The organism is Sphingomonas sp. CFBP 8765, from assembly GCF_014841445.1.
Lineage (GTDB): Bacteria > Pseudomonadota > Alphaproteobacteria > Sphingomonadales > Sphingomonadaceae > Sphingomonas > Sphingomonas aerolata.
In genome coordinates, this window is record NZ_JACYTY010000006.1 from 90,968 (window position 1) to 113,235 (window position 22,268).

At 67.5% G+C, this 22,268-nt stretch carries 21 protein-coding genes and 1 riboswitch; of the genes, 6 read left to right on the plus strand and 15 right to left on the minus strand.

Going from position 1 to position 22,268, the window contains the following annotated elements; genetic code table 11:
• Positions 1 to 265: 265 nt before the first annotated feature.
• Positions 266 to 2,872 (plus strand): glycoside hydrolase family 9 protein, encoded by a 2,607-nt coding sequence (locus tag IFT87_RS15485; RefSeq protein ID WP_192191204.1) that lies wholly within the window; start codon positions 266 to 268, stop codon positions 2,870 to 2,872.
• Positions 2,873 to 2,891: 19 nt separating this feature from the next.
• On the opposite strand, the gene IFT87_RS15490 is transcribed toward IFT87_RS15485, so the two are convergent.
• The 5 genes from IFT87_RS15490 to IFT87_RS15510 all read right to left on the minus strand — a co-directional run bounded on the left by IFT87_RS15490 (position 2,892) and on the right by IFT87_RS15510 (position 7,207).
• Positions 2,892 to 3,959, minus strand: a complete 1,068-nt coding sequence (locus tag IFT87_RS15490; RefSeq protein ID WP_031439532.1) for a 5-(carboxyamino)imidazole ribonucleotide synthase — start codon at positions 3,957 to 3,959, stop codon at positions 2,892 to 2,894.
• An 11-nt stretch (positions 3,960 to 3,970) separates the two neighbouring features.
• Entirely contained in the window at positions 3,971 to 4,426 is a 456-nt protein-coding gene (gene purE / locus IFT87_RS15495; protein WP_192191205.1) for a 5-(carboxyamino)imidazole ribonucleotide mutase, read from the minus strand.
• A 240-nt stretch (positions 4,427 to 4,666) separates the two neighbouring features.
• Complete coding sequence (gene gpmA / locus IFT87_RS15500; protein WP_037529868.1) at positions 4,667 to 5,353, minus strand: 2,3-diphosphoglycerate-dependent phosphoglycerate mutase; 687 nt, start codon at positions 5,351 to 5,353, stop codon at positions 4,667 to 4,669.
• Between the two features lie 91 nt (positions 5,354 to 5,444).
• Positions 5,445 to 6,596 (minus strand): M14 family metallopeptidase, encoded by a 1,152-nt coding sequence (locus IFT87_RS15505; RefSeq protein WP_426291138.1) that lies wholly within the window; start codon positions 6,594 to 6,596, stop codon positions 5,445 to 5,447.
• Positions 6,593 to 7,207, minus strand: a complete 615-nt coding sequence (locus IFT87_RS15510) for a hypothetical protein (protein ID WP_031395071.1) — start codon at positions 7,205 to 7,207, stop codon at positions 6,593 to 6,595. Before IFT87_RS15510 ends, IFT87_RS15505 begins: the two co-directional genes overlap by 4 nt.
• A gap of 157 nt (positions 7,208 to 7,364) precedes the next feature.
• Here IFT87_RS15510 and ykgO point away from each other — a divergent pair, with 157 nt between their 5' ends.
• From ykgO to IFT87_RS15525, 3 genes are all read left to right on the plus strand, one after another.
• Entirely contained in the window at positions 7,365 to 7,490 is a 126-nt protein-coding gene (gene ykgO / locus IFT87_RS15515) for a type B 50S ribosomal protein L36 (protein WP_003046794.1), read from the plus strand.
• Between the two features lie 4 nt (positions 7,491 to 7,494).
• On the plus strand, positions 7,495 to 8,130 hold the full coding sequence (locus IFT87_RS15520; RefSeq protein ID WP_031439529.1) for an HAD family hydrolase: 636 nt from the start codon (positions 7,495 to 7,497) through the stop codon (positions 8,128 to 8,130).
• Positions 8,131 to 8,417: 287 nt separating this feature from the next.
• Positions 8,418 to 9,113 (plus strand): murein L,D-transpeptidase catalytic domain family protein, encoded by a 696-nt coding sequence (locus tag IFT87_RS15525; RefSeq protein WP_031439528.1) that lies wholly within the window; start codon positions 8,418 to 8,420, stop codon positions 9,111 to 9,113.
• Here the strand turns inward: IFT87_RS15525 and IFT87_RS15530 are convergent.
• The 6 genes from IFT87_RS15530 to IFT87_RS15555 all read right to left on the minus strand — a co-directional run bounded on the left by IFT87_RS15530 (position 9,110) and on the right by IFT87_RS15555 (position 17,594).
• Complete coding sequence (locus tag IFT87_RS15530) at positions 9,110 to 10,192, minus strand: glycosyltransferase family 2 protein (RefSeq protein ID WP_037530309.1); 1,083 nt, start codon at positions 10,190 to 10,192, stop codon at positions 9,110 to 9,112. The genes IFT87_RS15525 and IFT87_RS15530 overlap by 4 nt on opposite strands.
• Positions 10,193 to 10,290: 98 nt before the next feature.
• Positions 10,291 to 12,111, minus strand: coding sequence for a DUF885 domain-containing protein (locus IFT87_RS15535; protein ID WP_192191206.1), 1,821 nt, complete (start codon positions 12,109 to 12,111; stop codon positions 10,291 to 10,293).
• Positions 12,112 to 12,191: 80 nt separating this feature from the next.
• Entirely contained in the window at positions 12,192 to 12,491 is a 300-nt protein-coding gene (locus IFT87_RS15540; protein WP_031439525.1) for a hypothetical protein, read from the minus strand.
• A gap of 17 nt (positions 12,492 to 12,508) precedes the next feature.
• Complete coding sequence (locus IFT87_RS15545) at positions 12,509 to 15,358, minus strand: M16 family metallopeptidase (protein WP_192191207.1); 2,850 nt, start codon at positions 15,356 to 15,358, stop codon at positions 12,509 to 12,511.
• Positions 15,359 to 15,516: 158 nt separating this feature from the next.
• Positions 15,517 to 16,632: an extracellular catalytic domain type 1 short-chain-length polyhydroxyalkanoate depolymerase gene (locus IFT87_RS15550; protein WP_192191208.1), complete on the minus strand. Its 1,116-nt coding sequence runs from the start codon at positions 16,630 to 16,632 to the stop codon at positions 15,517 to 15,519.
• A gap of 113 nt (positions 16,633 to 16,745) precedes the next feature.
• On the minus strand, positions 16,746 to 17,594 hold the full coding sequence (locus IFT87_RS15555; RefSeq protein ID WP_037527973.1) for a shikimate 5-dehydrogenase: 849 nt from the start codon (positions 17,592 to 17,594) through the stop codon (positions 16,746 to 16,748).
• Between the two features lie 83 nt (positions 17,595 to 17,677).
• Here IFT87_RS15555 and IFT87_RS15560 point away from each other — a divergent pair, with 83 nt between their 5' ends.
• Positions 17,678 to 19,078 carry a UdgX family uracil-DNA binding protein gene (locus tag IFT87_RS15560; protein WP_192191209.1) on the plus strand — a complete coding sequence of 467 codons (1,401 nt, stop codon included), beginning with the start codon at positions 17,678 to 17,680 and terminating at the stop codon, positions 19,076 to 19,078.
• 53 nt (positions 19,079 to 19,131) lie between these two features.
• Positions 19,132 to 19,764 (plus strand): DedA family protein, encoded by a 633-nt coding sequence (locus IFT87_RS15565; RefSeq protein WP_031395680.1) that lies wholly within the window; start codon positions 19,132 to 19,134, stop codon positions 19,762 to 19,764.
• On the opposite strand, the gene IFT87_RS15570 is transcribed toward IFT87_RS15565, so the two are convergent.
• The 4 genes from IFT87_RS15570 to IFT87_RS15585 all read right to left on the minus strand — a co-directional run bounded on the left by IFT87_RS15570 (position 19,755) and on the right by IFT87_RS15585 (position 22,253).
• Complete coding sequence (locus tag IFT87_RS15570; protein ID WP_037527968.1) at positions 19,755 to 20,447, minus strand: DJ-1/PfpI family protein; 693 nt, start codon at positions 20,445 to 20,447, stop codon at positions 19,755 to 19,757. The genes IFT87_RS15565 and IFT87_RS15570 overlap by 10 nt on opposite strands.
• Before the next feature lie 18 nt (positions 20,448 to 20,465).
• A riboswitch (ZMP/ZTP riboswitch) is annotated at positions 20,466 to 20,543 on the minus strand.
• A 77-nt stretch (positions 20,544 to 20,620) separates the two neighbouring features.
• Positions 20,621 to 21,088, minus strand: coding sequence for a hypothetical protein (locus tag IFT87_RS15575; RefSeq protein WP_031439959.1), 468 nt, complete (start codon positions 21,086 to 21,088; stop codon positions 20,621 to 20,623).
• A 113-nt stretch (positions 21,089 to 21,201) separates the two neighbouring features.
• A complete protein-coding gene (locus IFT87_RS15580; protein ID WP_042466726.1) occupies positions 21,202 to 21,774 on the minus strand; it encodes a demethoxyubiquinone hydroxylase family protein in 573 nt (190 codons plus the stop codon).
• Positions 21,771 to 22,253, minus strand: coding sequence for a disulfide bond formation protein B (locus IFT87_RS15585; RefSeq protein WP_031395676.1), 483 nt, complete (start codon positions 22,251 to 22,253; stop codon positions 21,771 to 21,773). The genes IFT87_RS15580 and IFT87_RS15585 overlap by 4 nt, the downstream gene beginning before the upstream one ends.
• Positions 22,254 to 22,268 lie beyond the last annotated feature (15 nt).

A 22,268-nucleotide genomic window follows, 5' to 3' on the forward strand; every position in this document is an offset into this window, starting at 1 on the left:
CCGCGGTGCACGACTTCGATCGGTGATGAGCCCCGTCATCTCTCTCCCTCCGCCACGGCATCGGGTCGATCCACCGGCGCCTTCGCCCGATGCCTGCCCTGCTCGTAAGGCGCGAACGTAAGTCGATACCGCTATCATGTCCAGCCGCGTATCGGCTGGCATTCCAGGTCCTGATCACATGGTAGCGCCGCCGAAAGTTAGCGCTATAGTCGGAGTAAGAATGACCGGTCAGCGATCGGCGACATTGGGACTTGGGAGAGGGTATATGACGGGAACGGCTTGGTTTTGCCTGCTGGGGACACTGGTTTCGACCGCGATACCCGGGGTCGCGCGCGCGCTGCCGCGCGATGCCGCAGCCCCGCAGGATGCCACCGCACGACCACGCATCGCCCCTGCCCGCACAGGTCGGGCCGCGCGCCCGGACGCGGTTGCACCGACGCTTGGCGAGGCGGGCTATTACGAGGCACCGGCCGTCAACGTGCTGGTCTTCTCGAACTGGTATGACGGGCTGTTCGCCGATTCGAAGATCAGCGGCGTCGAGATCATCCAGCAGGGCGAACGGATCGCGACCAATGGCGACGTGCGCCTGTCCGCCACGCCGGGGCAATGGGATGCGACCGCGCGATTCGTCGACCGGCAGGTCGATCGCGCGGCCGGCACCGTCACCGTCACGCTCGAATATCCCGACTATAACTGGCGATACCGGATCCGCTCCTCGACCAAGGGCGCGGCCGTCGCGCTGGCGGTGATCCTCGACGCGCCCGTTCCCGCGGCGCTTGCGGGCAAGGCGGGATTCAACCTCGAATTCCTCCCCGCCGCCTATTTTCACCACGGCTATATCGCGGACGATCGCAGCGGCGTCTTCCCGCTGCACCCCGCCGACACGATGACCGCGACGCCACAGCGCAATGCGGCGAGCGGTCGCGCCGAGGGGCCGGGCGCAGAGCCGAACGCCATTGCGCAGGGCACCCGCTTCGTCCTCGCGCCCGAGGATCCCGCCCGCCGCGTGACGATCCGCTCGAGCGCGCCGGTGCAGCTGTTCGACGGTCGTAATCAGGCGCAGAATGGCTGGTTCGTGCTCCGCTCGCTCCTGCCTGCCGGGCGGATCGGGACCGTGCTCGAATGGGAGGTTCAGCCGAACAGCGTCCCGGGCTGGCTGCGCGCGCCCGTGATCGCGCATTCGCAGCTCGGCTATGCCCCCGGCGCACGCAAGGTCGCGACAATCGAGCTCGACCGCAACGATCGCACGACGGCACCGGCGCGCCTGCTGCGGGTCGGCGCCGATGGCAGCACGACAACGGTCAAGACCGCACCGGCGACCCGCTGGGGCGATTATTTGCGCTACAGCTATCACCAGCTCGATTTCAGCGACGTCCGCCAGCCCGGCCTCTACATGCTCGAATATGGCGCGACGCGCACCGCGCCGTTCCGCATCGCGGACGACGTCTATGCGGGCGCATGGCATCCGACGCTCGACGTTTACTTCCCCGTCGCAATGGATCACATGTACGTGAACGAGGGCTATCGCGTCTGGCATGGCGACGCGCACCGCGACGATGCGCGTCAGGCGCCGCTGAACCACGAACATATCGATCTCTACGCGCAGGGGCCGACCACCGACACCAAGTACAAGCCGGGGGAGCATATCCCCGGTCTCGCGGTCGGCGGCTGGTTCGACGCGGGCGATTTCGACATCCGCACCCAGTCGCAATATCAGGTCGTCCGGTCGCTGGTCGACACCTGGGAGAAATGGCGCCCGACGCGCGACACGACCGCGGTCGATTGGACCCGTCGCCGGACGGAGATCCACGTCCCCGACGGCACGCCCGATCTGCTCCAGCAGATCCGCCACGGCACGCTGCAGCTGGTTGCCCAGTTCGATGCGGTCGGTCATGCCATCCACGGCATCGTCGAGCCCGACGTCGCGCAATATACGCATCTCGGCGACGCATCGACCAAGACCGACGGACTGATCCACGATCCGGCGCTGAAGCTCGGCGAGGAACGCGGTGGCCGCAGCGGGACGCCCGACGATCGCTGGGCCTTCACGACCAAGGCTTCGGCGCTCAACTATGGCTCGATCGCCGCGCTTGCCGCCGCATCGCGCTCACTTGGCGAGGCCGATCCGGCGCTGGCCAGGACGGCGCTGGGGATCGCGACGCGCATCTGGGCGGAAGAGCAGACGCATGCCCCCGACCTGTACCAGCATGGCAACACCACCGGTGGCCCGCTCGACTCGGAGCGGTTCGCCGCCGCCGTCGAATTGCTGCGCACGACCCGCGACCCGCGCTATGCCACCGCGGTCCAAGCGTTATGGCCGGCGATGGAGCGGCGCTTCGCGTTCAACCTGCGCGACGCCGTCGCCGCGATCCCGCTCATGCCGCAAAGCTATCGCGAGGGCATGATCCCCGCGGTCCGCGCCTATGCGGCCGCGACGGTCAAAGCGGCCGCAGCAAACCCGTTCGGCGTGCCGATCACGACGGGCGGCTGGGCCGGAAGCGGCACGGTGATCGCCGGTGCGCTGAACGCCTATGCGCTGCACAAGGCGTTTCCGGACATCATGCCCGCCGATCCGGTGTTCCGCGGTGCGGAGTTCCTGCTGGGGCATCACCCCGGTTCGGACATCTCGTTCGTGTCGGGCGTCGGGACACGATCCAAGGAGGTCGCCTACGGCAACAACCGCGCCGACTTCTCGTTCATCGCCGGCGGCGTGGTGCCGGGTGTCCTGATCGTGAAACCCGATTTCCCCGAAAATCACGAGGACTGGCCGTTCTTCTGGGGCGAAAACGAATATGTCATCCCCGAAGGCGCGATGTGGATCGAACTGGCGCACGCAATGCAGGATCTTGCGGGCAAGCCCCCGGCGAAGTGACGCGCAGCGGGTGCCGCGCCTAGCGCCGCACCCGCGTGACGTGACCCATCTTACGGCCGGGCCGCGCCGTCCCCTTGCCGTAGAGGTGCAGATGCGCGCCCGGTTCGGCGAGCAGATCCCGCCAGCGATCCACGTCACTGCCGATCAGGTTCTCCATCGTCGCCTCGCGCCCGGTCAGCGTCGGCGCGCCGAGCGGCAAACCGCAGATCGCGCGGATATGATTCTCGAACTGCGAGCATTCGGCGCCCTCGATCGTCCAGTGCCCCGAATTGTGCACGCGCGGCGCCATCTCGTTGAACACCGGGCCGTCCGCGCCGACAAAGAACTCGCAGGCCAGCACGCCGACATAGTCGAGCTCGGTCGCGATCCGCTCGGCGAGCGCCGCCGCCTCGTCCGCCTGCGCCAGCACGGCGGCGGGCGCGGGCACGGTAGAGTGCCGCAGGATCGCATCGCGGTGGAGGTTGAGCGGCGGAGCGTAGCGGACGATGCTGCCATCCAGCCCGCGCGCGATCAGGATCGAGAATTCATGCTCGAACGGCACGAACGCCTCGAGCACCGCGGGTCCGCCGATCGCATCCCAGGCGTCCTGTGCACCCTCGGGCGCGTCGATCTTCACCTGCCCCTTGCCGTCATAGCCGAACCGCGCGGTCTTGAGCACGGCGGGCGTCCCGACGCGCGCCAGCCCCTCGCGCAGGCTCGCGAGGCTGTCGACCGCCGCCCATTTCGCGGGCCGGCCACCGACGCTCTCGACGAAGCGCTTCTCGCCGATCCGCTCCTGTGCGACCCGCAAGGCGCGCGGGCTCGGATGCACGGGGACGCGATCGGCGAGCCATTCGACCGGCTCGACTGCGATATTCTCGAATTCGTAGGTCACCACGTCGCAGGCGTCGGCGAAGTCAGCGAGCACGATCCGGTTGTGATAATCGGCGCGCGTCATCGTCGAGGCGGACTGCGCGGCGACGCTTTCCTGGTCGGGGGCGAGCACATGCGTGTGATAGCCGAGCTGCGCCGCGGCGGTGGCAAGCATCCGGCCGAGCTGTCCGCCACCGAGAATGCCGATGGTCGATCCGGGGGGAAGCGGCGTCATGTCGGCGTCTTTCAGGCTGGGTCGGTGGCGACGGAATCGGTCTGCGCGGCGCGCCAGGCTTTCAGCCGCTCGGCCAGCGCGTCGTCGGCGGTCGCGAGGATCGCCGCGGCGAGCAGCCCCGCGTTGATCGCGCCGGGCTTGCCGATCGCCAGCGTGCCCACCGGGATGCCGCCGGGCATCTGGACGATCGACAGCAGGCTATCCATGCCCTTCAGCGCCTTGGATTCGACCGGCACGCCGAGCACTGGCAGGTGCGTCATCGCGGCCGTCATGCCGGGCAGATGCGCTGCGCCGCCCGCGCCGGCGATCACGACCTTCAGGCCCCGATCGGCGGCGGTCGTCGCATAGTCGTAGAGCCGCTGCGGGGTCCGATGCGCGGACACGACCCTGGTCTCGTACGCGACACCGAGCGCATCGAGCGTCTCGGCGGTGTGGCGCATCGTCTCCCAGTCGGAGGTGCTGCCCATGATGATGCCGACTAGAGCCAATTTCGCCCCCCGCTTCAGGAAGCGCCGTGCCTAGCGACGCGGGGGGACGAGGGCAACGCTGTTGGTGGCATCGTACGGATCGACCGGCAAACGCGATTGCCACCATTTCCGACCGCACCTCCCCGGCGGAGGCCGGGGTCTGGGGGATGCCGTTAACGAAGCACGGCGCCTCGTCACTGCTACTTTTCCAACTGGGCCCCGGCCTTCGAGAAGAAAGGCTTACCGCTCGCTTAGATAGTAACGATCGGTCGCATTTAGGTTCGTGTCCAGATCGTACACGATCGGCTGACCCGTCGGGATCTCGAGGCTCGTGATCTCGTCGTCCGGGATGTTCGACAGGTGCTTGACCAGCGCGCGCAGCGAATTGCCGTGTGCCGAGATCAGGACGCGCTGCCCGTCCTTGAGCGCCGGCGCGATCCGGGCGTCCCAATAGGGCAGCACGCGATCGATCGTGTCCTTCAGGCTTTCGGCCTTCGGAATCGCGATGCCGTCATACCGGCGGTCCCTGGACAGGTCGAACTCGCTGCCATCTTCGAGCGGGGGCGGCGGCACGTCGAAGCTGCGGCGCCAGATATGGACCTGCGCGTCGCCATGCTTGGCCGCGGTCTCGGCCTTGTCGAGCCCGGTGAGCCCGCCATAATGCCGCTCGTTCAGCCGCCAGTCCTTCTCGACCGGCAGCCACAGCCGCCCCATCGCCTCGAGCGCGATGTTCAGCGTCTTGATCGCACGCGTCTGCAGGCTGACGAAGGTCTGGTCGAAATCGAGACCCTTGGCCGCCATCAGCTCGCCTGCCGCCTTGGCCTCGGCCTCGCCCTTGGCGGTCATGTCGACGTCCCACCAGCCGGTGAAACGGTTTTCGAGGTTCCAGCTGGACTGGCCGTGGCGGATCAGGACGAGTTTGGGCATGCGGGCTCCTGCAATGGCGAGGGACGAAATGGAAATGCGGCGATCGCCCCCTAACCGTCATCCTGACGAAAGTCAGGCTGACGGTTAGGGATCAGATCGCGTCGATTACATCCGCGAGCGTCTCGAGCATCGCGTGCGCGAGCTGCTTCGACCGCTCCGGCGACCAGCCATATTCGGCATCGGGATTCGCGTCGTGATCCTTGAACGGCATCTCGAGCGTCATCGATACCGCGCCGAAGCGCTCGGCAAGCTGGTTGGTCGACATCGACAGGTTGGCGGTGCCCGGCGCGGACTTGGGATAGCCCTTCTCGGTCTGGAAGTCGGGCGTGTGCGCCGCGAGACGGCGGCCATAATCGTAGAATTTCTCGCCATGCGCATCGGTCCAGGACGGGATGCCCTCATAGCCCGCGATGAAGTTCGCCGGGATCGCCTCGTCGCCATGAATGTCCATCGCTATGTCGACGCCGGTCACGTCCATCGCGTTGCGGACGCACAGGACCTCGGGGCTCTTTTCCGCGCTCGGCGTCGCCCATTCGCGGTTGAGGTTCACCCCGGCCGCATTGGTGCGCAGATGCCCGCGATACGTGCCGTCGGGGTTCATGTTTGGCACGACGTGGAACGTCGCCTTTTCCAGCAGCGTCGCGGTCACCGGGTCGGCCGAATCGGTCAGCCGCTCCAGCGCGCCTTCCATCCACCATTCGGTCATCGATTCGCCGGGATGCTGGCGGCCATAGATCCAGACCTGCTTGGGCCCGGTGCCGATCGTGAAGGCATCGATCGCTTGGCCGTCGAGCGACTGACCGAGCTCGCGGTGCGTGACGCCCGGCAGCAGGGCGGTCCGCGCGACCAGCGCCGCATGCATCTCCATCGTGTACGGCGCGAAATAGGCGAACCAAGCGAGGTCGGTCTCGGCGGTGAAGTCGAATTCGAGCACGCCATCGGCGTAGCGCGTTTCGATCATCCGCCACGCCTGCCGATCGGTGCTCGCCCGCGCCTTGTAGCCGGGCCAGCCGAACGGATAGGCCGAACGACCGGCATTCAGGATCCGGTAGGTCAGCGTCCGGCCCGCCGCCCCCGCCACGCGGAAGTAGAACCACTGGAAATAGTCGGAGTCGCGGTCCTTGACGATTTCCAGGTCGATCCGGTCGCCATCGACCCGCACGAGGCGGATATTGCCGCCATCGAAGGCGGCATTGATGGCGAGAGGCGTGGTGGCGGCGGCGGTCATCGGGCGATCGTTCATTTCACCTGGATAGTGCGACCGGACTCGCCGGGGAACCCCGCGAACAGCGCGCTGGCGAGCTTTTCGGCCTGGATCTGGCTCGTCGCATCGGGCTTCCTTGCGTCGGCGAAGGTCTGCGCGCGCCCCTCCCAGACCGGCGACTGGTCGAGCGACCGCTTGATCGTCACCGCCATCTCGGTGACCAGGATCGCGTCGCGGCCGCCCCCACCAATTGGGAAGCCGACCCCGCCGCCAAGCCCCACACCGCCGCCGCCCCGGCCGCCGCTGAAGCCACCGCCGCCGATCCCGACGCTGAACGGCGACCGCTTGGGCGGCCCTGCCTGCGTGGTGCGCGTAAAGGCGACGGTCGCGATCAGCATCGGCTTGGCACCCGGCGCGGGCGGGTTGTACCCGACCTTGATCAGCTGGCCCTGCACGGCGGCGGCATAGCTCTTGAACTCGAGGCTCGCAGGCGCGCCCGCGGTCAGCGGCTGGACCGCGATCGTGCCGCGGTCGAGCGGCTCGCCGAGGTGATAGCGCAAGACCTCGGTCGGCGGCAGCGACGGACCGGTCGCGCAGGCCGTGAGGGATGCGCCCGCCAGCGCGAGAACCATGATCGAACGAACCGCCATCGGGACTTCCTTAGAATGTTGCGCTACAGTAACGCTTGGACCAGCCGGGAGGGTTCCCGGCCGGAACGAGTGCGTCTGTTGCTTGACTTGGACACACCCCGCCATTAGGCGATCCCGTCTTTCCGCACACCTAGATTTGAAAAGAAGCGAATCGATCATGAAGATCCGCAATTCCCTGAAGTCGCTCAAGGATCGTCACCGCGATAACCGCGTGATCCGTCGTCGTGGCCGTACCTACGTCATCAACAAGACCAACCGTCGCTTCAAGGCACGCCAGGGCTAAACCCCTGAAGACCAGCGTCATTTTTGACGTCGGTCGTGTCCTGTACGATTGGGATCCCCGGATCCTGTACGAGCGCCTGATCGATGACGATCGGGCGCTCGACGCGTTCCTCCGCGATGTCGTCACGATCGATTGGCATTTCCAGCATGATGCTGGCCGCGACTTCGCCGACACCTCGGCGGAGCTTGCGGCGTTGCATCCGCAGCATGCCGATCTGATCGCCGTCTGGGGCCCGCGCTTCAACGAGAGTATCGGCCCGGCGATTGCGGGGATGCACGAGCTCGTCCGCGATCTCGACGCCGCCGACGTACCGCTGTTCGCGATCACCAATTTCAGCCACGAATTCTGGCCGCCGTTTCGCGCCCGCGAATCGGCGATGTTCGACCGCTTCCGCGACATCGTCGTGTCGGGCGACGAGAAGATCGTGAAGCCCGACCCCGCCATCTATCGGCTCGCGCTCGATCGATTCGGCGTGCGTGCGGACGAGACGGTGTTCGTCGACGACAATCCGGCCAATATCGCCGCCGCACGCGCGCTAGAGATCGAATCGGTGCTCTTCACCGATGCCGCCAGCTTCCGCTCGCGACTCATCGAGCTTGGCCTGCCGATTGCCGCTACGGGCGAAACGCCCCCGCGCTGAACCGTGCGCGCACGACGATGCGCGCCCGTACTTCCCATAGAAACGCCCGAAGACCGCGCATCGGATGTGCCGCGTCAGGACCGATCGTGTCGCCTGATATGGCAACCCACTCCGACGCCGCTGGCCAGCCGGAGAGTCACCTCGCCGCGCACGCGCCTACGACGAACCGCCTCCTTCCCGGGGCGGACAGAAGGAACATCATGACAACTGGTGGAAATGGTTGAGGAATGTTCATCATTTCTACGCTATAGAGAGGGTCACGGGATTGGGGTTTTTCGGGAATTTCGATGTACGATGAACAGGGCGCACGGCGAGATCGTCGTGCCATTCTAAAGAACGGTCTAGTATTGGCCGGTGCACTTGCAGTTCCGAGTGCGGTATCTGCAACACAACGTCTTACGGCACGCGATTTGAAGCCGATGACTCAGCCACCATTGCCGCGTTCGCCGGCGATGCCGATTTCGTCGTCGCGCGTCGTGCGCCCCGAATTGCTGCGCCAGGCGATGGCCGCGCTGGGTCGCAACGGCAGCCGGATCCCGCATCACGACCGGATCGCGATCGCCGATTTCACCGCCTCGTCGTCGCAGCCGCGGTTCCACTTCGTCGACCTCGCCAGCGGCCGCAGCACGTCGCTGCTCGTGTCGCACGGCAGCGGCTCGGACCCCGCGCATACCGGCTATCTCGAGCGCTTCTCGAACGCGTTCGGCTCGAATGCGTCGTCGGAAGGCGCCTTCGTGACCGACGATTATTATGTCGGCAAACATGGTCGGTCGCAGCGGCTGATCGGGCTCGATCGCACCAACAACAACGCACTCGGTCGGGCGATCGTCGTCCATTCGGCCTGGTATGCGAACAAGGACATGATCGCGTCGCACGGCATGCTCGGCCGCAGCCAAGGCTGCTTCGCGGTCGGCGAGAAGGACCTAGACCAGGTGTTTGCACGCCTCGGCCAGGGCCGTATGATCTTCGCCGCGAAGGTCTAAGGCGCACACGCCGGTTGGCGCATCGCGCGGCGTACGCCGCCGATCGCCCCGGACCATAGCAGCGCGGGCAGCCCGGCATAGCCAAGCCCGAGATGCGCCGGCCGTGCGGCAAGCAGGTCGGCGACCCCGAGCGTCCCCGCACGCAGGCCGGCCCGCCCGACACCGCGCCAGCGCCGCGCGGTTTCCCACCGGATCAGCCGGCGATCCTCCCCCGAACAGCGATGCCGTGCGAGAAACTCGGCCTGGATCACCCCCAGTGCGCTGCCCAGCGCCGTCAACGCAGCACGATCGCGCACCGCGCGCCGTGCCAGGATGTGCGCCACGATCAGCGCTGCGATCCGGTCCACCCGTTCACCGAACAGATCCGCATGCCGCTCGGCCAGAATCGCCGCGGCCACGGTCTCCATCCGCTCGGTGAACCGCTTCGAGACCCCGCCCGCGTGCACCCGGTACACCATCAGCGGCTCGTCGAGGCGTCCGATCGCGCCGAACCGGCCGATCCGCTGATACAGGTCGAAATCCTCCGCATAGAGCCGCTCGGGCCGCATGAACGGATCGAGCCGCCGCGCCGCGTCGCCGCGAATCATGACCGATGACCAGATCAGCGGGTTCTCGATTCCCGTCAGCCAGTCGATGAGCATGGGCGTGGTGATCGCGGCATGGTCGGACGGCCTGATCACGCCGTCGACGAGCAGGTCCGCCGCCGTCCCGAGCAGCACGGTCGCCGGGTTCGCCTCCAGATACGCGACCTGGCGGGCGAAGCGGTCGGGGCGACACAGATCATCGGCATCGAGTGCGGCGATATAGCGGCCCCGCGCTGCAGCGACCCCGGCGTTGCGCGCCAGCACGGGGCCGCCATTGACCGGCATCGCCACCAGCCTGACGCGCGGATCGGACCAGCCCGCAACGCAGGCGCGGGTCGCGTCGGTCGAGCAGTCGTCGACGACGATCACCTCGAAATCGGTGAAAGACTGCGCGGCGAGGCTGTCGAGCGTGGCGGGCAACAAGGCTGCGCCATTATACACCGGCACGACGACGCTGATGACCGGATCGGGCCTTGGGCGGACGGCATGCGTCATCGAGGGGGAGCGCTCGGCATCCCCCTCCCCTTGCACGGTCAGGCTTTAACGGGCGATTACGTAGAGTTACGCGGCCCGCCGCTCAGCGCGCCCCTCGCTCAGCCCTTCGCGATCCAGGCATCGCCGATTTCGCGCAGCATATCGAGCGGTACGCGCCCATAAGCGAGCACCGCCGCATGATAGGCCTTGAGGTCGAACGCCGTGCCCCTCTTAGCCTTGGCGCGCTCGCGGATATCGACGAACACCGAATGGCCAAGCTTGTAGCTCGCCGCCTGGCCCGGGTTGACGCAATAGCGCTCGACCTCGCGAGTCGCGAAGCCCTCCGCCTCGCCTTCCGCGTCGATGAAATGGCGGATCGCCTGTTCGCGGGTCCAGCGCAGGTGATGGATGCCGGTATCGACGACGCAGCGGTTCGCGCGGAACAGCTGGAATTTCAGATAGCCGAGCCGCCCGAGCGGATCGTCGTCATACATCCCGATCTCGTCCGCGAGCTGTTCGGCGTAGAGCGCCCAGCCCTCGCCATAGCCCGAAAAGCTCGTCATCTTGCGGATCAGCGGCAGCCGGGTGTTCGACAGCGCAAGCCCGCTCTCCATCTGATGCCCCGGCAGACCCTCGTGATAGACCGTCGTCGCGAGGCAGAATTTGGGCCAGTCGGCGCTGTCCTTCAGGTTAAAATAGACCAACCCCGGGCGCGAGCCATCGATCGCCGGTGGCTGCGCGAACGCCGCGGCGGCACCGGCCTCGGTCTGCGCAGGCACGCGCCGCACTTCGAAGCCATAAGGCGGCATCCGCTCGAACACGCTTGGCAGCTTCGCGCGGATCGCGGCGAGCCGGTCGTTGCAATAGGCGATCGCCTCGCGCTTGCCCGCATCGGTGTTGGGATAGAGCTGGTCGGGATTCTTGTAGAGCGCCGCCATCCGTGCGCCGATGCTGCCCTTGCTGTACCCCTGTTTGCGCAACAGCGTATCGAGCTGCGCCGACAGCATCTTCGCCTGGTCGAGCCCGAACCTGTACACTTCGTCGGGCGACAAATTGGTCGTCGTCGTCGCGTGCAGTGCGGCGGGATAGAAGGCGGCACCCTCCTTCAGCTTCCACACGCCGGCATCATGCGTGGCCGTCCGGCGGAGGTCGCGGGTCGCCGCAATCTGCCGGTCGAGCGCGGGCAGCACCGCCGCGTCATAGATTCGCGCGGCATCGCGGCCATAGCTTTCGCCCAGCCCCTTGGCCGCCGCGCGCCGGACGAGACTCTGCACGACCAGCGCCTCGCTTGCGGGCTGGCGCGTCTTGGTCATCTGGTCGAGCGCGAGGTCGAGGATGAAGTCGGGGGCGACCACGCCGACGCCCGCGTCATGCTGCATGCGCGCGGTGTTCGCGTCGATCTGTCCGGCAAACGCCTGGAGCCGCTGCAGATAGGCGTCGGCATCGCCCTTCGTCTCGATCCGGTGCTTGGTGTCGAGGAAATCGGGCACCGACTGATACGCACCCGACAGCTGCGACACGACATAGGGGCTGGGGCCATAGGACGTGCCGCCGAAATCGAACGCCTGCACCGCCGCCGCCGACCGCCGCGTATAGATCACGCAGTCGAGGTCGATCAGCTCCGCCGGCGACAGCCCGGCGCGGTCGATCGCTGCAAGCTGCGCCAGCTCGGCCCTGGTCTGGGCCTTCGCCGCGGCGATCCCCGCCGCCGACGGATCCGACAGCTTCGCGCGCAGATCGGCATTGGCGCCGGTGTCGAGCCCGAGCGAGGTCGCACTCTCGGGACTGCGCCGCAACTGCGCCTGAACGAGCTGGTCGAACAGTCGCGACAGCGGCGTCGCGGGCGCCTCGGCCGCCTGCGCGAGCGCCGGCAACAGCGATGCCGCGCCGCCCAGCATCGTGCCGGCGAGCACCGCACGGCGATGGATCTTCAAACTCATCCCACTCTCCGAAATGCAAACGGCCCGCCTTCCACCGGGAAGACGGGCCGTTCTTCGTCACGTCATGACGCCAGAGGCGATCAAGCGGTGCGCGTTCCCGACAGCGGGAAGCTGCCGAAGGCGCCTGCACCGACGGTGCCGGTCATCGTGTCGCCATCGACGGTCGCCTTGCAGTCGAGCGTCATCGGCATCGGCACGGTCATCGCCTGCTTCCAGCTCAGCGTGTCGCCATCGACCTCGCCGGTCACATCCATGCCGCCCATCGCACCCGACACCGCGCCCGAAAAGCTAGTGTCCGCGCTGTTCACGGTCAGCGTCATCTTCTGATCGCCCAGCGGCGACTTCACGACGCAATCCCAGCTGCCATCGACATTTGCCATGCTATTCTCTCCTTCGATTACTTGGCCTTGGCCGCAAGCGGCGTCACCGGAACCACCGGCAGCCCCGCGACCGAAGCCGCGCTCACGACCTCGACCGGCAACCCCAGGCTGTCAAGCTGCGGCTTGACCGTCTTGGCGTCGCCGACGACCACCCAGGTGAATTTCTTCACGTCGATGACGCCCGCGATCGCGGTGTTCAGCTGCGGCAAGGTCAGCGCGCCGTAGCGTCGCGTGATCGTCGCGTAATAATCGTCGGGGCGCTTCAACAAATCATTCTGCTGCATCGCGCCGAGCACCGCGCCCGACGTCTCGAAGCTGCCGGGCAACGCGCGAATCCCGCCGTCGATCGCCAGCCCGAATTCGGTCTTCGTCATCGGCTTGGTCGTCACGAACTGCGTCACGTCCTGCTGCAGCGCGGTGATCGACGGGCCGGTCTTGTCCGCCTGCACCCCGGCCGAAATGCCATAGGGCGCATCGAACGCGGCCGTCTGGAACCGCCCGCCCGCGCCATAGGACCAGTGCTTCTCCTCGCGCAGGTCCATGTTGATCCGGCTGAGGAAGCTGCCACCCAGCGCATCGTTCGCGGTGTTGAACACCAGCATGTCGTCGCTGCCCTTCAACCCGGTCCGCTGGCCCGCGAGGATCAGCGACTGCGGGCTGTTCGGCCGATCGACCAGCACGATCTTCGGTGTCAGCGGCGTGCGCGTCGTCGGGAAGCTCTTGACCCCCGCCGGCCCCTGCGCCGTCCAGTCGCCGAACCCGCGATCGAGCACCGCCCTGACCTCGGCGAGCGGGCGGTCGCTGACGACGAAGATCTTCGCCTTGTCGGGGCGCAGCCACGCCTGCTGGAACGCAACCAGGTCGGCGCGCGTCAGCGCGGCGACCGCCTTCGGATCACCGCCACCCTGTGCCTTGCCGTAAGGGGTATCGCCGTTGATCAGCTTCCCGATCACGCGGTTGCCCAGGCCTTGAGGGCTGGTCAGTTCCTGCTGGATGCCGGCCAGCTGCTGATTGCGGACCCGGCCGACCTCCTCGTCCGCGAAGGCCGGATTGCGCGCGATATCCGCAAACAGCGCGACCGCGGGCGTCAGGTTCGCGCTCGGCACGCTCATCGACAGCGTCGTCCGGTCGAGCGAGGTGCCCGTCCCGATCGACGCGCCCAGCCGCTCGCGCGCCTCGGCCAGCGCGATGCCGTCGAGCGTCCGCGTCCCCTCGTCCATCACGCTCAGCGTCAGCTGCTGCGTGCCGAGCTTGTCCGCGACATCCGCGGCATAGCCCGCGTCGAAGCTCAGCACCGCCTGCGTGATCGGCACCGCGTCGCGACGCGCATAGACGAGCTCGATCCCGTTCGACAGCCGCGCGCGCTCGACCGCGGGAAAGGCAAGCCCGGTCAGCGTGCCGACCGCGGGAATACCGCCGGCGCGCGTGCCCTTGACCGGCGTCTCGGCCGCGGGCTTCACCGCGACCGCAGGCGGCACGACCGCCTCCTCATATTTGTCGCGCTCGCCGTCGACCACGGTCAGCGTGTAGGCGGGGCGCGTCAGCCAGCGCGTCGCGGCGGCCTTGACGCTCGCCGGCGTCTGCGCCGCGATCGCCGCCAGCTCCTTCTTGTAGTGGCCCGGGTCGTTCGCATAAAGCGCGCCGCCCGCCAGCGCGACCGCCTTGCCGCCGAACCCGCCGACCGATTCATAGCCGCGGATCCGGCCCGCAACGGCCTGCGTCTGGACGCGCTGGATCTCGTCCGCGGTCGGTCCGGTCTTCAGGAAATCGGCAAGGATCTCGTCTAACCGCTTCGACACGACCGCGGGGTCGACGCCCGGCCGCACGATCGCGCGGATCGTGAACATGCCGATCTGCGCCATGTCGCTATAGCCGGCGGACACGTTGACCGCGAGTTTCTCCTTGCGGACCAGCGCATTGTCGAGCCGCGACGAGGCGAGCCCGCCCAAGACCGTACCGCCGACGTCGAGCGCCGCGGCGTCGGGATCGAGCATCCCCGGCACCGCCCAGTTCTTGGTGATCATCACCGCGGCGACGCGGTCCTTCATCACCTCGTTCACCGGCGCGGCGAGCGTCGGCACCGTGACGGTCGGCAGGACTGACTTGGGGCCCGTCTTGATATCGCCGAAATATTTCTCGACCAGCGGCCGCGCGGTCGCCGCATCGACGTCGCCCGCGAGCACAAGCACCGCATTGTTGGGGCCGTAATGCGAGCGGAACCAGTCCTTCACATCGGCAAGGCTGGCGCGGTCGAGATCCGCCATCGACCCGATCGGGGTGTGGCCATAGGGCGTGTCCGCGGGGAACAGCCCGCCGAACAGCTTGTACTGGACGAGGCCGTATGGCTGGTTGTCGCCCTGGCGCTTCTCGTTCTGGACGACGCCGCGCTGCTCGTCGAGCACGCCCTGCGTGATCGCGCCGGTCAGATGCCCCATCCGGTCGCTCTCGAGGAACAGCGCGCGCTCGAGCGCGGCGGCGGGGACCGTCTCGAAATAATTGGTTCGGTCGAACGAGGTCGTGCCGTTAAAGTCGGTCGCCCCGACCTCCTTCAGCGGCGCAAAGAAATCGCCCGGCGCATTCTCGCTGCCGTTGAACATCAGATGCTCGAACAGATGCGCAAAGCCCGTGCGGCCCTGCGGCTCGTGCTTCGACCCGACGTCATACCAGACCGATACCGCGACGACCGGCGCCTTGCGGTCGGTGTGCACGATCACGCGCAACCCGTTCTTCAGCGTGAACTGCTGATAGGGAATATCGACCGAGGTGACGAGCGTGGCGACCGGTGCAGGCTTTGCGACCTGCGCGCCAACCGGCGCGACAAGCGCGGCGGTGGCGACGCCAGCTAGGGCCAAGAGCTTCAACGACATGGATCTTTCCCCGGAATACGACGACTGTTATACCAAGGTATAACAGTGGATCGCCGCCCCGCAAGCTGCCGCCTTCGCGGTTGGCGCGGATCTCGATCGATCCTTTGCGCCACGACCTGCGCCGCCCGCCCGTACCATTGCCGGATCCGCTCCAGTGGCTAGCGCAGCAGCCCCGCAGCGCGGAGCGCACCGTTGATCATGTCGCCGACCTGCGATCGGCCCGGACTGTGGCTCCATGGGTGCGGACGGGGCGATGCGGGCTTCGGCTTCGCGCGGGTCGCCGCCGCGCGCGCCGATGGGCGCTCGATCAGCCCGAAGAACGCGGCGCTGTGCAACGTCGACGAGATCCCCGCCTCCAGCATGTGCGGACCCGGCTGGCCGAGGCCGTCAGCGCCCGTCGTGGCCAGCGGTGTGCCATGGCCCAGCCCGCGGATCCGATACTCCTCGACCGCGGCACGGCCCTGCGCGTCGCGCCAGAGGCGATGGGCATGGCCTTCGACCTGTTCGACCTCGTCGGGTGCGTAGGCGAGCCCGTGCACGCCGCGCCACTGTGCGACGATCGCATCGGCATTGGCGGGCACCACGGTCGCATCGGCATCGCCGTGCCAGACCGAGACGCGTGGCACACGTCCGCCGGCCGGCGCCGCGCCGTCGACCAGCGCGGCCAGCGCGGGATCGGCGGGCAGGCCCCGCCCGCGCATCCGGTCGAGCGCCTGCGACATCGAGGTCGCGGTGCCATAGGGAAGACCTGCGATAATCGCCCCGGCAGCGAACAGCTCGGGATAGGTGGCGAGCATCACGCCAGCCATCGCGCCGCCGGCCGACAATCCCGTTACATAGATGCGGTCGGGATCGATCGCGACGTCGCGGACCATCGTCGCGATCATCGACCGGATCGACTGCGCCTCACCGCCACCGCGGCGGATATCCTCGGCGTCGAACCAGTTGAAGCAGAGATTGCCGTTATTCGCGCGCTGCTGCTCGGGATAGAGCACGGCGAACCCGTGCCGGTCGGCAAGATCGGACCAGCCCGCCCCCCGGTCATACCCCGTGGCGGTCTGCGTACAGCCATGGAGAACGACGACCAGCGGCATCCGCCGGTCGGACGTCGCCTCGGGCACATAGGTCAACGCACGCAACGCGCCGGGATTCGCGCCGAATGATTCGAGCGGGCGCAGGCGTGAGTCCTCGTTCTCTGGCTGCTCGGCGAAGCGCGCCGCCGCGGCGCGTTGCGCCTGCGCCAGTTGCGCGAGTGTTTCCGAAAGCCTGGCCATCGATCGTCCCGTCATGCGCGCCCGACGCCTTGACGCCCGGCTCCGTGAATGGTGCAGTGCAGCATATCTTGTGCCGCCCCTGCCCGATCACAAGGGCAAATCGCCGCCGGAGCTCAGCCGTGAGCCCGCGCGAAGGCGGCGGCGTCGGCGACCTGCGCGTCGATCGGGCGGATGCCGGTGTAGAGCACGAACTGCTCGAGCGCCTGAAGGATCGCGACCTCGGTGCCGGTGATGCAGCGTTTCCCCGCCGCAGCTGCGGCGCGCAGGAACGGCGTTTCCGGGGGATATTGCACGACGTCGAACGCAATGGCGCTCGTCGCAATCATCGCCGGCGGAAAGGCGAGCGCGTCCGCATCGGCTCCCGTCATCCCCATCGGCGTGACGTTGATCAGCAGGTCCGCCTGCTCTTCGGTGTGAAGATCCGCGGCCCATGCGAAGCCATAGAGATTGGCGAGCGCACGCCCGGCGGGTTCGTTGCGCGCGACGATGACGCCGTCGCGGAAGCCCGTGTCGCGTAATGCCGCGGCGACCGCCTTCGCCATCCCGCCCGACCCGCGCAGCACGAACCGCGTTGCCGGATCGATATCCGCAACCAGTGCCGCGACCGCGGCATAATCCGTGTTGTGCCCGGTCAGCACGCCATCGTCGTTCACGATCGTGTTGACGCTGTCGATCGCCGCGGCCGAGGGCGCGAGTCCATCGAGCAGCGCGATCACCGCCTCCTTGAACGGCATCGAGATCGCGCAGCCGCGGATGTCGAGCGCCCGGATACCGCGCACCGCGCCCTCCAGGTCGCGGGTCGAGAACGCCTTGTAGACATAGTCGAGTCCGGTCAGCGCATAGAGCCGGTTATGGAACCGGGTCCCGAAATTGCCCGGTCGCGCCGACAGCGACATGCACAGGCGTGTATCGCGCCCGATCAGCGGACGAGCGGGTTCCGGGGCTGAGGTCTGTTGGGTCATCGCCATAAAATAGGACGGCGATCCGCCGGGGTCGAGATACAAGCGCGGCGGAACAAGCGCCGCTACCCGGCGTAGAACCGGCGATGCGCGTCGTGACCCTTGCCGAACCGGACGATTTCGATGGCTGGCGCGATGCAGCGCGCGGCCTGATGGCCGATGACGTGCCCCCCGACGACGTGGTGTGGCAGGCGGGTAGCGCCCCTGCGGACCTGTTCGGGACGGTGCCACCGGATCCTCCTGTAGCATCCGCGCCGCGGGCTGCCTCCGCGACCGTCTCGGTCCCGCGCGCGTTCCTCGATCTCGCCCGCAGCGTCATCCTCGGCAGCGATCCGGAGCGGTTCGCGTTGCTCTACACGCTGCTCCACCGGCTGCGCCGCGAACCCAAGCTGATCGAGGATCGGGCCGATCCTCTCGTGCGACGGCTCGAACGGATTGCGAAGGATGTCCGCCGCGACATCCACAAGATGCGCGCGTTCCTGCGCTTCCGCGAGGTCGAGGAAGAGGGCGCAACCCGGTTCGTCGCCTGGTTCGAACCCGATCACCACATCGTCCGCGCCAACGCCGCCTTCTTCGTCAATCGCTTTGCGAGCATGCGCTGGTCGATCCTGACCCCCAACGTCTCGATCCACTGGGACGGGACGATGCTCAGCGAAGGGCCGGGCGCCAAGAAGACCGACGCACCCGAGGGCGATCCGACCGAAGAAGTCTGGAAGACCTATTACGCCAGCACCTTCAACCCCGCGCGCGTCAAGATCGGCGCGATGTTGAAGGAAATGCCCCGCAAATACTGGAAGAACATGCCCGAAACCGATCTCGTCCCCGGCATGATCGCCACCGCACAGGCGCGCGAGAGCGGCATGATCGAGCGCGCCCGCGACGTCGTCGGCGGCAACAGCATGATCGCCTGGGAGGCGCTGCGCGACGAGGCCGCGGGCTGTACCCGCTGCCCGCTCTACAAGCCCGCGACCCAGACCGTGTTCGGCGAGGGACCGATCGACGCGCCGCTGATGTTCGTCGGCGAACAGCCAGGCGACCAGGAGGATCTTGCCGGGCGGCCGTTCGTCGGCCCCGCCGGTCAGATGTTCGATCGCGCGATGGCGGAGGCGGGACTCGACCGCAGCCGCGCCTATGTCACCAACGCGGTCAAGCATTTCAAGTTCGAACAGCGCGGCAAGCGGCGCATCCACGCCAAGCCCGGTGCCGGCGAGATCGAGGCCTGCCGGTGGTGGATCGAGCAGGAGCAGATGCTCGTCGCGCCCAAGGTGACGGTCGCGCTCGGCGCCACCGCGGCCCGCTCGCTGTTCGGCAAGGTGATGACGATCGGCAAGGAACGCGGCCGCGCGCTGCAGCTTCCCGGCGGCGGCGAGGCATGGATCACCGTCCATCCCAGTTACCTGCTGCGCCTGCCCGACAAGGTTCAGGCCGACGAGGAATATGCGCGATTCGTCGAGGATCTGCGAATGGCCGGCACGCGGCTGGCTTAGGCGAACCGATTGGCCCTTCCCTTCGCGCGCCGCATCGCGCAAATCCCCGCGCCATGTTCGAAAAGATTCTGGCCGTGCTGGCCACCTTCACGATCTGGGTGATCTCGTCCGGCGGCTATGTCGGCATCGCGATCCTCATGGCGATCGAAAGCGCGTGTATCCCGCTTCCATCCGAGATCATCATGCCGTTCGCCGGCTATCTGGTGTCGACCGGCCGGTTCGACCTGTATCTCGCCGCCACCGCGGGCGCGATCGGGTGCAACCTCGGCTCGATCGTCGCCTATGAGGTCGGCAAGCGCGGCGGTCGACCGATGGCCGAGCGCTGGGGTCGCTATGTCCTGATCGGCCCGGGCGAGCTCGATGCAGCAGACCGGTTCTTCGCGCGCTGGGGCAGCATGGCGGTGCTGATCGGGCGGCTGCTCCCCGTCATCCGCTCGTTCATCGCCTTTCCGGCGGGTGTCGCGCGGATGAAGCTCGTACCCTTCCACCTCTACACCTTCATCGGCTCCTGGCCGTGGTGCTTCGGGCTTGCCTGGGTCGGCATGAAGCTCGGCGACAAATGGGACAGCGACCCGCGTGTGAAGGCCGCCTTCCACAGCGCGGACCTGCTGATCGGCATCGTCCTGATCGCGCTGGTCGGCTTCTACATCTGGCACCGCGTCCGCGGGCTGAAGCGTCACCCGTAACCACGACGCCGGGCAAGCGCGCGCAGGTCTTCGTCACGCGTCGGTGCCAACGCCTGCACACGGCGCTGGTACGCGGCGACGATCTCCGGACCGGCCTGTGCGGGTGAGCCGCTGTCAAACGGTGGCTGGGGATCATATTCGAGCGCCAATTGCACCATGCGTGCATGCGCCTCGCCGCGGATTAGCGCGATCAGTGTCAGCGCAAAGTCGATGCCCGCCGTCACACCGCCGCCGGTGACTCGGTTGCGATCGACCACGGTGCGCGCGTCGACGGGGATCGCACCGAAGAGCGGCAACATGTCACGCTGAGCCCAGTGGCACCCCGCGCGGTACCCGTCGAGCAATCCCGCGGCACCCAGGATCAACGAGCCGGTGCAGACACTGGTGACCCATGTCGCGCCCGCCCCGACGGCCCCCACCCATGCCATCGCTTCGTCGTCGGCGATGACGTCGTTGAGTCCGAAGCCTCCCGGGACGCAAAGGATATCCGCGTACGGCACCTCGGCAAAGATCGCGGTCGGAAGGATCGAAAACCCGGCGTCGGTTGGCACCGGATCGCGCGTCTTCCAGACGAGATCGACCTGCGCCTCGCCAAGCCGCGACAGGATCTGGGCAGGACCGGTGAGGTCGAGCTGGGTGACGTTGGGAAACAGTAGGAAGGCGATACGAAAAGGGTCGCGCATGGCACAAGCTCCGTCCAGAGGGGCTGCCCAGGCGCGCGGCGGAACCGTCCGCGCTTCCCCGTGGTGATCCACTCGGCGCCAGTCACGCGGACGCGCCAACGCTATGCGGTTGTCTTTGACGACGCAACAGCATCGACGGGTTCGCGCGCTGAACGCAAACCGGTCGCGGCAGCCTATGGGAGAATGGGCACCTCGGCTGCGCGCTCCTTGTTTTCGCGGCGCGCTTCGCGAACGCGCTGCCCGAAACATCCGGTTGCGCCGCCAGGGCCGACGGTCGAGCAGCTGCCGATGCTGTTCGCACCGACACCGGTGCCGAGCGTGCCCTGCGCCTTGGCCGCCCAGCTCTCATTTTCGGGCGTCACGGCGAACTCGCGCAGCTCCTTGGGGACGCGATATTGCTCCTGCGCGCTGCGACGCACGCAGATGACGATTTCCTCGCCCTGTGCATTGGTCGGGCAGCGCTCGTTGCCGAACAGCGTGAGCACGCCGTTGACCGGGGCGCTGCGCGACACCTCACCCGGCGCGGACGCGGGCTTGGCTGCGGGGGCACCGGGCTTGGCCGGGATGGCCGCACCCGACGTCACCGTCTGCGCCGCCACCGGACCGGCGACCAGCAAGGCCGCCGCCATCATCATCCTCATACGCACCACTCCCATAATCCGTATCTGTTGGCCGACAGGATCGGCGATCGTCGGTGGCCCTAGGCTGAACGCTGCAACGCCACGCGTTTCAGTCCCAACGGCCGGCGCCGCGGTCAGATCCGTTTCGCGGTCGCGATCGCGACCTTGCAGCCCAGCCGGATCAGCGCGCTCATCACCGGATAGCCGGGGGTTTCCTCCGCCCCGGCAGCGATCGCGGTCGCCTTGTGCTCCAGCTCCTCGGCCTGGAAATCGAGGATCGCCGCGCTCAGTTCGGGATCGCTGTCGCCCAGTGCGACGAGCTGTTCGGCATAATGCTTGTCGATCTCGGTCTCGACCGCCGCGGTGCAGGCCATCGCGGCACGCGGGCTGATCGCGGCAGTGACCGCGCCAAGCGCGAAACCCGCGACCTTCCAGATCGGCTGCAGCACAGTCGGCCGCACACGCCGCTCAACAATCATCCGGTCGAAGAACGCGCGGTGACGCTCCTCCTGCTGCGCCATGTGATGGATCAGGCGCGACGACGGGTGCCGGTCGCCCAGCACCGCGAGCTGCCCCGCATAGATGCGGATCGCGCCATATTCGCCGGCTTGGTCGACGCGGACCATCGCCTCGCTCGGGTGCTTGCGATCGCCCGGCTTCCAGCCGGTGCCGCGCGGGACGGTCGGGATCGGGGTCGCGGTGGTCATCGTGTCTTCCTCATCAGCACGAAGATGGTGATCGCGCCGCCCAGGGAAAAGATCGCGTTGAACCCGGCGAGCGAAATCCCCGCCAGCGACCACTGCGCCGAATCACAGCGCACCATCGGCGCGTTCATGATCGCGGCGAGCCGTTCGGCCGGCGTCGTGCCCGCCATCGACACCGTCGTGGTGCAGGCGGTGATGCCGTTCCACCAGTGATATTCGACCCCGGCATGGAACAGCCCGATCGCGCCGCTGATCCCGATCAGCAATGCCGCGACGAGCACCAGCGAGGCGCGCAGCGAGCGCTGCGGCACCACGAACGTCGCCGCCGCGAGCAACACCGCCGAATAATGCGGCCAGCGCTGCCAGTGGCACATCTCGCACGGATAGAGCCCGCCCAGATATTGCGACCCGAGCGCCCCCAGCAACAGCAGCAGCGGCAGCACGAGCGCGATCGACCGGGCGATCTCCTCGTTCTTGGTCATCCCCAGCCCGCGGCG